Below are 14379 nucleotides of genomic sequence, written 5' to 3'. Positions count from 1 at the left end.
TCTTTGAAAGCTTTATCCGGTTACTCAATGTTCTTCAGACATTCATCAAAATGTAGGTGCCTGATTTGTACAGCCCGCATAGAATAAACAACTAAAATAACCAGTGATAAAAAAATGAAAAAGACACCAGTGATAAGGATTTCAGACCCGATTCCCAATGAGACTGTTGAAAAAGAAACCAGACCGCTAAGCACCATAAGCGCCGTACTAATGTAGAAGCCTGTCAAACCGTATGTTAACAGTTTCATCTGCGATAACTTTTTATGGATAAGCCTCTGGTTCGTAGTTGCATCTTTGAGCAAACGTTCCAACTCTTCGTTTAGAGAAACGATCAAAGTAGATGTACTTAAAATTAAAAGCCCAATACCAGGCAAAATGGTAATTGGCAGATACCAGGTATTCATTCTAATGGTTCCAGATTTTGTAAGATTGTAGGAATCAACTCAGAAATAGTTGGGTGTATGTGAACTGCTCTGCTGATGACCGTATAGGGTTTACCGGCATACATGATGTCCAAAAGAGAGTGGATAATTTCATCTCCATCGGCTCCAAGAATAGTTGCTCCTAAAATTCGCTCAGTATCGGCATCTACAAGAATTTTGATGAATCCTTTGGTCTCTCCCCGCTCTTTCGCGCGAGCAATCCGAGACATCTCCCGGTAGCCAATCAGTATATTTTTGTCAGATTCTCTTGCCTCATGCTCGTACATTCCAATATGACTCAAAGACGGATCGGTATAGAGCGCATAATTCAAAATGCGGTCTGAGACTTTTCGCGGATCGTTATCAAACAGGTTGGCAGCCACAATTTCAAAATCGTTGTAGGCAGTATGCGTGAAGGCCCCTTTACCATTTACATCACCCAAAGCCCAAATTCCATCCACACTTGTTTGTAAAATATCATTTGTTTTGATGTAGCTGTGACCATCGGTTTCAATATCTGTGTGTTCGAGCCCAAGGTCATGAGTATTTGGCCTGCGGCCGGTAGCAGCCAACAGATGTGTACCCGTAATTTGCGGCGGTCCACTTTCACAGTCAACGTTTACTGTAATCCCATCTCCTGATTGTATACCACTAATGCATTTTGCATTCAAGCGAAAGTTAATTCCTTCCTCTTCTAAAACAGATTGCAAGGTGTTTGATGTATCCTCTGACTCCCGACCGATAATTTTTGATCCCTGTTCAACAATGGTAACCTCACTACCAAATCTTCGAAACATTTGTCCAAACTCCAGCCCGATATAACTTCCGCCAATAATCACCAAATGTTCGGGGACCTCTTCGAGCTCCAATATCTCTTTATTGGTCATGGCATTAACATTTTGAAGTGCAGGTGGTACAAACGGCCGGGCTCCGGTATTGATAAAAATCTTTTCAGCAGTCAGCGTTCGTCCCCCAACCTGTACGGTGTGGTTACCGGTAAACCTGGCGTGACCATTTATGACTGTCAGATTTTCTGTTCCCCTTAGCCAATTTTCAACTCCGGTGGTTGAACTCTCAACCAGTTTATCCTTTCGGGCCTTAACCTGTTTCATATCCACATGAATGTCACCGGAAATATGGACACCAAAGTCTGCTCCGCGCCGGGCCATATGTGCTGCACGAGCGCTGGCCACCATCGCTTTTGTGGGAGTACAACCCGTATTTACACAGGTTCCGCCAAAATTCTCTTTCTCGATAACTGCCGTCTTTAACCCTTCACTGGCGCATCTGGCAGCTAAAGAGGGGCCTGCTTGCCCGGTTCCGATTACAATTGCATCAAACGTTTCCATAAAAATTCGTCTTAATTATAAATTTCCGTTTCAGGCCAGAAGACCAGCCACGCAAAAGCAAAATAATCTCCAAATAAAACAGGTTCCAGTTTTTGCCCCTCCATCGTGCCGGAGATCGCCTTCCCGGTAATATCCCAGGTTGAGTTGGTTTCTCTGTCTTTAATGGAAGATCCATCATTAAAAAAAGTAAGCGTTTCACCATCTACTACTCTGTAAAATGCTCCGGTAGATCCATCTTTCCTGGAATTGGAAAGCTCAGGTGCATCCAAAGCTGAACGTGCCCCTTCCATATGAAAAACAACAATTGGCTGATCAGCAATCTGATCATTAATTACCTTTTCTTCTTTACTCATGGAATAGGGATACGCTTTTTGATGATCATCTACCTGGATCCCGATCACTTTTTGAAGTGGCTTCAACCGGTCATCTTCAATATCTCCAGCCAGGAATGGTGTATTGTTAACATCATCGTACCCGGAGTAGGGATTTCTTCCATACGGGCGGTCCACACCCGTGTTTTTTGATAAAATCTCTCCATCCGGATACGCTTCTTTAAACTGTTGATATGAAATGATCTGACTCGGAAGAATCTTTAACTCTTTCCCGGTATACTCTCCTACCACAGCCTCGCCCGTAAACTGCTGCCAGAGGGATTCTGTTTTTCGGTCGAACATAATCATATCGGAATGCCGTAAAAATCCTGATACCCCAAACTCGTGAGTTTCTCCATCAATTCGCCGATCAAAAACAATAGCTGAATAACAAAGCGGACAGAATGTGACTAAAACCGGAACTCCTTCAAAGTTGTCGTTTACTATTTCATGCCATATCAAAATTTGCAGAGGATAGGCTCTTGCAACATCATTCAATTCAAAAGAAATAACCGGTTCATTCGCTTCTATCCACGAATCGGCTTCTTCGCTGGAAACAAAACCCGGATCGTTGATTGCCGGAATTCCATCCTTAGGTGGGCCACCGGATTTGAGTTCGGAGAGGTCAATATTTTTCTTACTCGTATCCGTTTTCCAGCCCTCAAACTGTTGTGCAAAAAGATTCGATGGAAAGAGTATTATTTGTGATATTAAAAGGATGATAAAATATCGTATTATTTTCATAGGTCTTCCCTACTCAGGGTTTTCATTTAACTGCTAAAAATTTATGCTCGACTGGTTTAAAGGACGCGATAAAAATAAAAGATCTTACTCAACAAATGAGGATTGGATCCAGGCTCTTACTCCCCCACCCGATGAACAGGCCATAAAACAATTGAGAAGTTACATGCTCAAAGGTTTAAAATCGGTACTGTACAAAAACGTTGACAGGGGGCTGAATCAATTTTGCGAAGATATTACGCAGGACTCTCTGCTAAAAGTCCTGGATAACATAGATACATTCCGCGGCGAAAGTAAGTTTACTACCTGGGCGATGAAAATAGCCGTGCGTGAAGGATACTCCGAACTTCGCAGAAAGCGCTATAACGATATCTCGCTTGAACAATACAGTTCGTATGATCCCGAGGAAAAAGATGCCGTTGAAATAGAACATGAACAGGCCGGACCAGATCAAATCACCCATGAATCTATCCTGGTAAAAAAAGTGATGAAGATTATGGATGAGCAACTAACGGAAAAGCAAAAAAAGGTCTTACAGCACTTAATGATCGATCAGATACCTATGACCGTAGTAGCGGATATGATGGACAGTAATCGAAATGCTATCTATAAACTTGTGCATGATGCAAGGTTAAAACTTAAAAAAAGCATGGAAGCCGAAGGTATCAATCCGGAAGAAATATTAGATAAGATGTAAGAAGTCTGAAAGTCAGTGCATCTATAGATTATAAAACAAATACACAATGAAATTGAATAAAGCGATAATCAAAAAACTGATCGGCATGGCACAAAATGTGCACCCGGATGAAATTGGGTGTGATGAATGCTTCGATCAGATTCACGAATTTGCCGAATTAAAACTCCAGGGGAAAGATGCCGAAAAGGCGATGCCGCTGGTTCAAGATCACCTTAACAAATGCGGTGAATGCAGAGAGGAGTTTCATGCGCTGCTTGAGGCGATGAAATCTTTGAATTAAAGTGAGTTTAGAATATGGATAGTGAATTTAAAAATCCCCCTTCGAAGGGGGAAAGTGAAATGAGCGTTTAGCGAATGAACTCGGGGGATGTACACCCCACCCCCGGTAAACCGGGGACTCCCCTCAAGGGGAGATTTTTACCCTCCCACATAGAAGGGGAATTCCTTTCAAAAAAATTTTCGATCAAAATAAGCAGCTAATCATAAATGAAAACAACAAAACTAACATTTCCCGGAAGCCAGGAAGCTGAACTCTCGGCAAAGATGGATCAGCCGGATGATGGAATTTCGAGAGGAACAGTTCTGTTTGCACACTGCTTTACATGCAGTAAGAATCTTCGGGCTGTCAGCAATATCAGCAAGGCGTTAACCGGTAGTGGTTTTGGAGTATTTCGATTCGACTTCACCGGCCTTGGAGAGAGTGAAGGTGATTTCTCCGATACAAATTTTTCATCAAATGTGGATGACCTTGTCGCTGCAGCTGATTATATGGAAAATGAGTGGGAAGCACCCCGAATGCTGATGGGGCACTCTTTAGGCGGTGCAGCAGTGTTGCAGGCTGCTCATCAAATCAAATCCAGCGAGGCGGTTGTAACCGTGGGAGCTCCCTGTAATCCTGACCATGTTACTCATCACCTGCTTGATAAGAGGGAAGAGATCGAAAAAAAAGGAGAAGCGAGAGTAAACCTGGCCGGTCGCACATTTACTATAAAAAAACAGTTTTTAGACGATCTTGAAGAACAACTTATGGATAAGATCATCCGTAATTTGGAGAGATCTCTACTCATTTTTCACTCCCCTGTCGATCAAACCGTAGGGATAGACAACGCTGCTCATATCTACAAACTTGCCAAACATCCCAAGAGTTTTATCTCTCTGGATGACGCGGACCATCTGTTATCAAATCAGGATGATGCCAAATATATAGGGTTGGTTACCGCTGCGTGGGGAAGCCGGTATTTGTAGTAATGTGGCTAAAGCCACTTGTTGCTTGCTCTTTTGGGAACCGTCAGCTAAAGCAGACGGTAATAGACAATCTTATTCGAATATTTATGCTCTGCCGACATTTTTTGATCTCAGATCTTAAAAAAAAAGGTCAGATCGTATATCTGAGATCGAATATCTCCAATCGCATATCGGTATTCCATACTCTACAAGGTTCTCTATTCAACGGTTAGATTGACAATCTTTCGCTAAACACATACTTCGTAAACTGAAAGAGAAGAGTGAGTAACTTAAAGGGCTTTAGCCCAATACAGATGCGACTAAAACTACTTGTAGTTCCCAAACTGGCGCAAGTGTTAAATCCGGTATTTCAAAGCATAAATTGAAATAAATTTAGATAATGCCTTACTGGAAAAAATCTTTCTACAATCAGTGAGCCAAGGATGTCACTTGTGCCAAGTTTTTTGCAAAGGGAAAGGGGCACAAGTGACGCTTCGCTTAACACTTGCGCCAGACGGAGATTGATCTGAAAGAAAACAGTCTATTTCACATACACCGTTTTCTTGTTCACAAATTCGAGTATCCCCTCTTTGGAAAGTTCACGGCCATATCCCGAATTTTTCGTTCCGCCAAAGGGCAGGCGTGGATCTGACTTTACAAGTTCATTAATAAAAAACGCGCCATCCGGTATTTTATCAATGCTTTTGCGTGCCCGGTCTATATCCCTCGTAAACACTGTAGCCCCGAGACCATATTTGGATTGCGATGCCAGGCGAAACGCTTCATCCTCATCTTTTGCCCTGATGATTGCAGCCACCGGCCCGAATGTCTCTTCATCAAATGCAGGCATGCCCGGTTTTACATTGGTCCAGAACAGTGGGTTCATGATACGCCTCATCCTGATTGCCCCCGGTCAGCAGTTCTGCTCCCTGGTCAACAGATTTTTTAACCTGTTCATTAAGCTGGTCTGCCAGGTCTTTCCGCGCCAGCGGTCCCAGTTCAGTTGATTCATCCACAGGATCTCCGCTCTTCAGGGATTTGACCCGCTCCAGAAATTCCGGCAAAAATTTATCATAGGCTTCTCCGACAAGGATAAACCGTTTTGCCGCAATGCAGCTCTGACCGCTGTTCATCATCCTGGCTGTCACCCCGGTCTCTACGGCCTGTTTCATATCGGCATCTTCCCACACGATGAACGCATTGTTGCCACCCAGCTCCAATACTGACTTTTTAAGATATTTACCTGCCAGGCTTCCCACTGATCGGCCGGCAACCTCACTGCCGGTCAGAGTCACCGCCTTCACAATGTCATTGCTAATAATCTGTTCTGTTTTGTCGTGATGAATGATCAGGTTTTGAAAAACTCCTTCGGGAAAACCTGCTTCCCGAAGCAAATCCTCAATATGAGTGGCACATCCAAACACATTGGAAGCATGTTTCAACAAACCTGTATTTCCGGCCATCAGTGTGGGTGCAGCAAAGCGAAATACCTGCCAAAATGGGAAATTCCACGGCATGATCGCCAGCACGGTTCCCATAGGATCATAACTCACAAAACTCTCGGATGCATCGGTTTCTATCACTTCATCGGCCAGAAATCGGGCGGCGTTTTTCGCGTAAAACTCACACACCCAGGCACATTTGTTGATTTCGCCTTTTGATTCACTGATTGGCTTCCCCATTTCAAGGGTCATGGTACGTGCATATTCGTCCACGTTTTTCCGAAGCAGTTCTGCTGCTTTTTTCAGCATTTCAGCTCGTTCCTCAATCGGAACCTGTCGCCACGACTCAAATGCCTCTTTCGATTTTTGAAGAATGGCGTTGATTTCATCCTCAGACTGCTCAGGATATTCAGCTATTACTTTTCCGTTGTACGGGTTGATACTTTTAAATGTCATTTTATTACTTATTTAACTGGAAAATTTCACTTCAGTATTAATGAGTAAGCCACTCGGGTTTACCGGAATTTTTGAACCACTATAGTTCTGACTGCTGTGTGTTTTTCGTAATCCTAAAACCTCGGAGCTTGACTCGTTCCAACGGCCAATAACAAAAAACTGCCGATAATTTCCGGCTTGTGCAGATTTAACTAAAATTTATAATTGCTACATTAATTTAAAACCGGTAAGTACAGAGGCTTCTTCGGATAACTCCTCTTCGTTATCGGGAGTTTCCGTAACATAATGATCCTGAATGGCCTTGATCCACTCTTTGGCCCGTTTGGTCAGTTTAAAATCGTCTGTCATCAAACGGCCTCTCATCACCAGGATACCCATATCTGCACCTTCGTAAAGGTATTTGCCTTTGTCGGCAATTCTCAAATAGAAAGCCTCTTTTTCCGACTCTACGGCCCGCCGGTGGGAGTCCATCCGGTCAAATTCGATACTGCCGTCTTTTTGCTTCTTCCAGATTCCGGAAGGGGGTGCCTCAGTGATCAGTTCAACACTGTCTTCGGTATGCTTGATGACAAGCTGGCTCCAGGTATCTACATTTTCCGGCTTCGCCCAGCGATCGTTGATCGCCTTTACACTCAGTTCATACGGCACATCCATCCATTCCATCAGGTGAAACAGGAACAGCGGGGCATCTGCCAACGCAAATACAGCGTGATTGGTAATAGAACTTGCACCGGTTACCCGCGGATTCAATTCTCCGAGATAGACTTCACCATTATCCTGGTCAATCAGAAAATCAAGTTCAAAATATCCTTTGTAGCCCTCTTCACGGAGCTGATCGCCAAGCATCCGGGTATATTTGCGTGCTTTTTTGCGGATATCCGGTGTAAAGGCATCAGAGTAAATCTCATTTCCACACCAGCCGCCCTTATATGGGGTGAGTTCGGGAAATCCGACCAGTTCGGTCATCAACGGCGCAACGATGGTTCCATGACGGGTTACGCACGCTTCAATAGCCGATCCCCGGCAATTGATCCGCTTCATAATCTTTACTTCCTTCTCTTTGACGATCTCCTCCTCATACTTTTCAAAATCTTCCTTATCAGAAATGAAGAATGTAGTGTGTCCGGAATCTCCGAAAGGAGTTTGAATAACAAGATCATCTCCCAGCTTTTTGGAAACTTCCCGCAGGTGATCATAATCCTTCACTTTCGAAAGTACATACGGTACACAGGCAACCCCTGCTTTTTCGGCAATGCGGTTTGTGTTGACCTTATTATCCATGGAGGTCCGCATTTTAGCGGATGGGAAACAGACTTCAAGCCCCAGTTTTTTGGCAAGTTTTTCTGTCTCTTCATCAAACATCAGGAACATCGCTTTGCCCGCTTTGCCATTTTTTTTACGTGAGTTGATATATTCCTGAACTTCAGGGTGTTTAAGCAGGTAATTGTTGATGTCTTCAATGCTTTCAAACTCATCGTGCGGCAATTCTTCCTTTGGCGAAAAAACATTGGGATGAAGACCATTAAAACACTCAATATAGCAGATGAACTTAAATCCCTTGATCCACTCATCGGCACCCAAAAGATTGAAATTGGTAGCACTGATAAAGTAGATCGGCTCTTCATTGCGGTGAAAAAATCGCCTAATATCAGACAAGCCTTTTAATGGTTTCACTTCGTTCTTCTTTTTAGCCATGGTATTTTAAATTTAAAATTAAATAATTGGTTATCGTGAGTTCAGGATTCAATTTTTGCAATTGATGATGAAACGTGAGGCTTGTTCAAAGAAAGATGTAAGAGGATAGTTCGATATTCTAATTTTGTCATACCGGACCCTGATCCGGTATCTCCAAACATAGTGTAAAGTAGTGGAGATTCTGACATCGAGTTCAGAATCGACATCCTTTTTGGACAGCGTCAGACTCTTTTCCTCAATTTCTGCTATTGAACTCATGTTTGTTAATTCTTTTTTTCTGTTGTTTGTATTTCAGCTTCAACTTGTTGAGACTTTTTTTACTGAGTACATCCTCTTTAAAAACTTTAAGTCCCAGTTCAGGCCGGTACCCATGAATCTCCTTCACATCCAGCGCCAACAAAAACCGAACAATCTCTTCGCTGATCACCTGCCCCGGTACCAGTACAGGAAACCCTGGCGGATAGGGAATTACAAACGTTGTTGATACAAGTCCGCGTCCGTTTTCCATCACATCCAGACATTGATTAAGAGGAATGTATTCACAATTATCCTGCTGATAGGCCAGAAAATAGGCCTGCCGGATATCACCTCCGGGAACACCCGGAACCGCCTGAAATGATTCATGAAAATGACTGAAATCGGGAAGCGGCGGCACATCCTCCATCAAAGATTTTACCCGCTTATCTACAATTTCTTTCTCTTTTTTATTGAGGGAGCGATCCTCTTCCTCCAATTTTTCTGCAATATCCAACAAGGTATTAATCAGGTAAGCTACACTCCCCCGGGTGGTCCCGATACTGGTCATAAAAAGAATGGAGTTACGCGAGGTCTTATTGATCTGGATATTATACAGATCCATCAGGTATTCATTTTTAAAGGTGTCGCCATCAATGCCCGACAGTCCGACAGACAGGCGTAATCTTTGTTGGATCCAAAACAAATTCATCGTGTTCCCATGCGTCCTCCATCCGGTTCCATCCTCCCTTGATCGTGTATAATATTCATCCAGACCCGAAGAGCGAAATTCATTGGGTATAAAATCCTTAACCGTAAGGACACGAAAATATTTGTGGAGAAGCGGATGGTCATGAATTTTAGCCCGGATTGACATTGCCAGTTCAAGGCTTTTTTCACCAAGTTCATATCCCTCGAATTGTACCTGGCGCCGACCGGCATCCAATGATGCAAGAATTTGGTAATTGGGAGATGTGGAAGTGTGTGTCATATAGGCTTCCTGGAAACTATCAGAGGCCAGACGCCCGAACTCTTCATCCCAAATATGAATCATGGAACCCTGGCGAAAACTGGTCAGCGTTTTATGCGTACTCTGCGTAGCATAGACCCGAATTTTTACCTGATCGGGATCGGGCATAAGCGGAATATCATCCTTGCCAAGTGAATCGATATGTTCTTTGTATTTCTTTCGATACAATTCTGTCCGGTATTTTTGATACAGCTTGTTCGCTGTAAACATGCCGGTACGTTGCTTGTAGGTATATGTAAAACCCGCAAAGGCAAACCAGGCTTCATCCCACAAAAATATCATATCCGGTTTAATCGCCAGCACTTCTTCCATCACTTTTTCCACGTTATACACGAGGCCGTCGAACGTACAGTTCGTTAGCAATAACATCTTCACTTTATCTAAACGGCCTGCCTTTTTAAGATCCAGCAGTGTTTCCTTGATTTCATGGAGCGGAACGGCGCCATACATGCTGTATTTTTCGATGGGATAGGAATCGAGGTAGACCGGAAGCGCCCCGGCCAGAACCAGTCCGTAGTGATGCGATTTATGGCAATCCCTGTCGATTAATACCAGGTCGCCGGGTTCAACAAGGGCTTGCTGAACAATTTTGTTAGAAGTTGACGTGCCATTGGTTACAAAAAAATGTTTCTCGGGCACCATACGCTTTGGCGGCCATCTCCTGAGCTTCTTTTAAAGTACCTGTAGGCTGGAGAAGCGAATCCAGTTCGCCGCTTGTTGAGGAGGTTTCAGCCAGGCAAATGTTCCGCCCATAAAAATCACCAAAGTCCCTGATCCAGCGGGATTTGAATACAGAATTTCCCCTGGAAATCGGCATGGCATGAAATACCCCAACCGGTTTTTTGCTGTACCCCTTTAAAGCCGTATAAAATGGTGTTTTATATCGCTCACGAATTCCGCGGAGTATGGCAAGATGCAGTTCCTGGATATCATCCTTACGGTAAAATATATCGACGGAAATTTTTGATCGTTGAATCCTTCAGATTTTGAAGGGCCGTATCTGTTACATAATAGACATCCAGTTCGGGGCGAAATTGCTTAACGCATTTTCCAAGAAGGGGGCCCAGTTCCTCCTCTGCATTGGATGAGTAATCCTGTTTAATTATCTGTCCCAGGAAAGGCCGGAGAAGGTTCACTTATATTTTCTGATTCATAAGGCGGGGCATAGCGAATGACCACAGACTGTATGTTATAGTTAACAAGCAGTGCAATCAGGGCATCCTGGAACGAGCGTTGCACGGTAATGCCATAAACCAATTGCTCATCCATATCTTCGAGCTCGCGGGTTTTACTTCGCAATGCCTGCTCTTCATTTTTTGACAAATCATCTACAAACAGTACTTCAAAATAATTCTTCCGGGAATCCCATTGCGATCGTTTGTTCTCTTGGCTCTCACTTTCATCTTCCTCGTCATTACTGGTAAATTTGGAATTGCTTCGGTAGGAGTCACTTACAAGTTGACGTACCAGATCTGACACCTTTCCGTGAGCGGCAACAAACTCCTCTCTTTCAAGTGCTTTCCCAATATTTAACACCCTGTTTTTTCCAGGAAACGCATAATACTGTTCGATGGATGCAAGGTTTTCAACCAAAGAAAGCGCCTCTTTTTTATACTTCTGAATCTCATTCACATCGCCGTCGGCAGATTGAATGGCCTGAACTTCTGAGCGTAACGTATTCCACAAATCAATTCTGAGTTGTGCAACGTTAAAATAAGGAGTAGTTTTTTGTTTACTGGCTGCCATCATTTTCTTTTTTAGAATTATTAACAATCACATTTTACACACTGCTTCCGATCTAATTTTTCAAAAAAGTCTCACATTTTTGAAATCTATTCCCCTTATAAAATCAATAATCCCAATCATTTAGTTTCCTGTTGAACCAGTATATCAGTCAGACGGTCGTTTATATTCAGTTGTATCTTCCGTCGTTTTTAGGCTCTTTTCCTGCATTTTCAAATCTTTTAATTCGCTCACTCTCGAAGGTTTTTGAAGGGGGCCCAGTGACTCCAGATATTCATGTTTTGCTCCATTCTGGTAAATCGTAAAATCTCCGATATGATCACGAAAGCTTTTCAGGGGCTGACCCAATCGCAAAATTCCCAGCTCGCGGCTCCGTTTTACTTTCTCAAGGTTGATTTCGATGGGATAAGCTCTTCTATGGTTTCTGCCTGATAGTGAACCCTGCCATCGGGACCACAAATAATAGAACGGCCGCTTCCACCGGACCCGAGTCCGTTGATATCAAAAAAGTAACACTGGTTGGTTGCAGCCGATGCCCTGGCAATAGAGAGCTCGATGTCTCTGTCGATTGTACCGGTGAGAGTAGGATGTAAAATCACCTCAGCGCCCATCACCGCCAGCGTTCGAATGGTTTCTGGAAACCACATATCGTAACAGATGGAAACCCCAAATTTCCCGACTTCGGGCACATCAAACACACAAAATTCCTTGCCCGGTGTTACACCCGCTTCATAGGGATAGAAGGGAAACATTTTACTATAACGGGCCACAACTTCGCCAGCGGGATTGTACACTGAGGCCGTGTTATATACTTCCTCACCCCTCTGTTCAAAGATAGATCCAGGAAGCAGCCATATACCGTGCTTTTTAGCCATCTTTTTCATCTCAAGCTCAAAAGGACCGTCTATTTCCTGAGCGTTGTGAATCAATGGCCCATATGCGCACAGTTCACTGAACACCACCATCTCCACCCACGGGTAGAGATTCATGAGAATATCCAGTTTTACCTTCATCATCTCCACGTTGGAATGAGTGGCGGATACATTCATCTGAACACCGGCAATTGCAAATGGTTTCATGCTTTTACCCCGCAGGCTTTCAGAGTTTCTTCTTCAAGAATGTTGCAGTCCCTTTTCAAGCTGATCGTCACTAATAACCAGCGGCGATAATATTCGGAGCACATTTTTATGCGTTCCTGCACTTAACAAAACAAGTCCTCGCTCTGCACATGCTTTTACAATGTTCCCGGTAATTTCGCCATCCGGCTGACGGGGATCTCCGTTTTTAACAAACTCGACGGCAAGGAAGGCTCCAAGCCCTCTTACATCTCCAATCTGAGGGCACTTGTCCTGAAGTTTCTCCAGCCGTGCTCGTATAATTTTACCTACTTCCACTCCCCGCTTATTCAGGTCGATCTCCTTCATATACTCGATAGTTGCCAGTGCAGCGGCACAACAGACGGGATTCCCGATATAGGTTCCGCCAATGGTTCCGGGCGCTGCGGCATCCATCACCTCTTTTTTACCCAATACAGCCGCGATTGGCATTCCAGATCCCAAAGATTTGGCATAGGTGGAGATATCGGGTGTAATTCCATAATTCTGCCAGCTGGCCCAGTTTCCCGTTCGCCCGAAACCGCTCTGTACTTCGTCAAAAATCAGCATAATTCCGTGCGCATCGCAGAACTTCCGCAGGCCTTCCAAATATTTTGCAGGGGCCGGATTAATCCCGCCTTCGCCCTGCACCGGTTCAATGATAATGGCAGCCAGGTTATCAGGGTCAACCACATTTCGTGAACTTTCATGGAGCCGCTTTAGCTCATGGTTCACAAATTCGTCCATATCTCCCTTTCGGTTATACCGATAATAATTCGGAAATGGCAGCCGGTACACTTCAGGTGCAAACGGCCCGCAATTGCGTTTATAATCGATTTTACTGGTTAAAGTCATGGCCATCATTGTTCTCCCATGGAAAGCTCCCGTATAACAAAGAACCGCCTGACGTTTCGTAGCCTGACGTGCTATTTTGATCGCATTTTCCACCGCCTCCGCTCCGGTGCTAACCAGCATCGCTTTGGTCTCTTTACCATGAGGCAAAATTTCTATCAGTTTTTCACAGAGTTCCAGATACGGTTCGTAGGTAACCACATTAAAACTGGTATGAATATACTTCGCAGCCTGTTCCTGGATAGCCTCTACTACAGATTCGGGACAGTGGCCTGCATTTACCACTCCGATCCCTCCGGCAAAATCGATCCACTCTTTTCCGTCCACGTCAGTAATAGTAGCCCCGTATGCCGATGCAACTGTCGCCGTATTAAATACTCCAACACCATTTGCCACAACGGCTCGCCGGCGTTCAAGTAACCTTTCGGATTCCGATTTACGGCTTGATTTTAATTTATCAATCACTTCCTTAATCATAATTCACTTTTTTAAAATTTCTGTACACAAATGAAAGTTTCATTTGAAAATATATTCGGGTTTATTCTGCAGCAATAAATGTTAATACTTTATAAACATTTAAAAGCCGTAAAGCTCATTTAGATAGAGTAACTTGTTCTCTCCTGCTACAGTCCCGGTTTAGAGTCAATAGATTTCACCCTCTCATAAACTCTCTCCTTATAAGCTTATTGTATCCTATTCAACAAGATTAAACGGCTCGCTTCGCTATCTCTGGGTATGTAGTTATACCCGAATGCTTTCCATAGTTCACGAATGTCTGCCGGAAGCACTACAATTAATCTGGCTAAAAGGATGACTGCCGTGAAGCTTAATTTTAACACCCTGCTTACTTTCGTCTTGCTATACACAGAGAATAAAATCAGCCCCCGTTGGGAAAGGTGACAACCAAAGTAAGAAAAAAACTCTTCAAACCATCACTATAACTTAATTTTTCTTTTAAAAAAGACTTTTTTGGCGGCAGTCATCTGAAGTAAACGGTATTATTGACTGCTATCCCACTGCATGTTATTA

The 14379-nt window shown here is 43.6% G+C and carries 14 protein-coding genes; 3 read left to right on the top strand and 11 right to left on the bottom strand.

The window, feature by feature from the left end; translation table 11 throughout:
* Positions 1–20: 20 nt before the first annotated feature.
* Genes U5K72_16965 through U5K72_16955 form a run of 3 tightly spaced genes read right to left on the bottom strand, consistent with a single transcriptional unit; the run spans position 21 to position 2886 of the window.
* Positions 21–404 carry a hypothetical protein gene (locus U5K72_16965; GenBank protein MDZ7720509.1) on the bottom strand — a complete coding sequence of 128 codons (384 nt, stop codon included), beginning with the start codon at positions 402–404 and terminating at the stop codon, positions 21–23.
* On the bottom strand, positions 401–1771 hold the full coding sequence (locus U5K72_16960; GenBank protein MDZ7720508.1) for an FAD-containing oxidoreductase: 1371 nt from the start codon (positions 1769–1771) through the stop codon (positions 401–403). Before U5K72_16960 ends, U5K72_16965 begins: the two co-directional genes overlap by 4 nt.
* 11 nt (positions 1772–1782) lie before the next feature.
* Entirely contained in the window at positions 1783–2886 is a 1104-nt protein-coding gene (locus U5K72_16955) for a DUF3179 domain-containing protein (protein MDZ7720507.1), read from the bottom strand.
* A gap of 43 nt (positions 2887–2929) precedes the next feature.
* Here U5K72_16955 and U5K72_16950 point away from each other — a divergent pair, with 43 nt between their 5' ends.
* The 3 genes from U5K72_16950 (at position 2930) to U5K72_16940 (ending at position 4825) form a co-directional block, all read left to right on the top strand.
* The gene (locus U5K72_16950) at positions 2930–3580 is read left to right on the top strand and encodes an RNA polymerase sigma factor (GenBank protein ID MDZ7720506.1); all 651 of its coding nucleotides are present in this window, start codon (positions 2930–2932) and stop codon (positions 3578–3580) included.
* Positions 3581–3626: 46 nt separating this feature from the next.
* Entirely contained in the window at positions 3627–3860 is a 234-nt protein-coding gene (locus U5K72_16945; protein ID MDZ7720505.1) for a hypothetical protein, read from the top strand.
* A gap of 206 nt (positions 3861–4066) precedes the next feature.
* Positions 4067–4825 carry an alpha/beta fold hydrolase gene (locus U5K72_16940; protein ID MDZ7720504.1) on the top strand — a complete coding sequence of 253 codons (759 nt, stop codon included), beginning with the start codon at positions 4067–4069 and terminating at the stop codon, positions 4823–4825.
* 520 nt (positions 4826–5345) lie between these two features.
* Here U5K72_16940 and U5K72_16935 read toward each other — a convergent pair.
* The 8 genes from U5K72_16935 to U5K72_16900 all read right to left on the bottom strand — a co-directional run bounded on the left by U5K72_16935 (position 5346) and on the right by U5K72_16900 (position 13827).
* Positions 5346–5690 (bottom strand): aldehyde dehydrogenase family protein, encoded by a 345-nt coding sequence (locus U5K72_16935; protein MDZ7720503.1) that lies wholly within the window; start codon positions 5688–5690, stop codon positions 5346–5348.
* Positions 5641–6702: an aldehyde dehydrogenase family protein gene (locus U5K72_16930; GenBank protein ID MDZ7720502.1), complete on the bottom strand. Its 1062-nt coding sequence runs from the start codon at positions 6700–6702 to the stop codon at positions 5641–5643. The genes U5K72_16935 and U5K72_16930 overlap by 50 nt, the downstream gene beginning before the upstream one ends.
* 207 nt (positions 6703–6909) lie before the next feature.
* On the bottom strand, positions 6910–8397 hold the full coding sequence (locus U5K72_16925) for a biotin carboxylase (GenBank protein MDZ7720501.1): 1488 nt from the start codon (positions 8395–8397) through the stop codon (positions 6910–6912).
* 235 nt (positions 8398–8632) lie between these two features.
* A complete protein-coding gene (locus U5K72_16920) occupies positions 8633–10303 on the bottom strand; it encodes a hypothetical protein (GenBank protein ID MDZ7720500.1) in 1671 nt (556 codons plus the stop codon).
* A complete protein-coding gene (locus tag U5K72_16915; GenBank protein ID MDZ7720499.1) occupies positions 10254–10478 on the bottom strand; it encodes a hypothetical protein in 225 nt (74 codons plus the stop codon). The genes U5K72_16920 and U5K72_16915 overlap by 50 nt, the downstream gene beginning before the upstream one ends.
* Positions 10479–10759: 281 nt before the next feature.
* Positions 10760–11407, bottom strand: coding sequence for a hypothetical protein (locus U5K72_16910; protein MDZ7720498.1), 648 nt, complete (start codon positions 11405–11407; stop codon positions 10760–10762).
* A gap of 374 nt (positions 11408–11781) precedes the next feature.
* Entirely contained in the window at positions 11782–12483 is a 702-nt protein-coding gene (locus U5K72_16905) for a carbon-nitrogen hydrolase family protein (GenBank protein ID MDZ7720497.1), read from the bottom strand.
* Positions 12484–12516: 33 nt separating this feature from the next.
* Positions 12517–13827, bottom strand: a complete 1311-nt coding sequence (locus tag U5K72_16900; GenBank protein MDZ7720496.1) for an aspartate aminotransferase family protein — start codon at positions 13825–13827, stop codon at positions 12517–12519.
* Positions 13828–14379 lie beyond the last annotated feature (552 nt).

Source organism: Balneolaceae bacterium (genome assembly GCA_034521495.1).
In the GTDB taxonomy this organism is placed as follows: Bacteria; Bacteroidota; Rhodothermia; order Balneolales; family Balneolaceae; genus Rhodohalobacter.
This window is presented reverse-complemented; position numbering and strand designations above follow the sequence as displayed.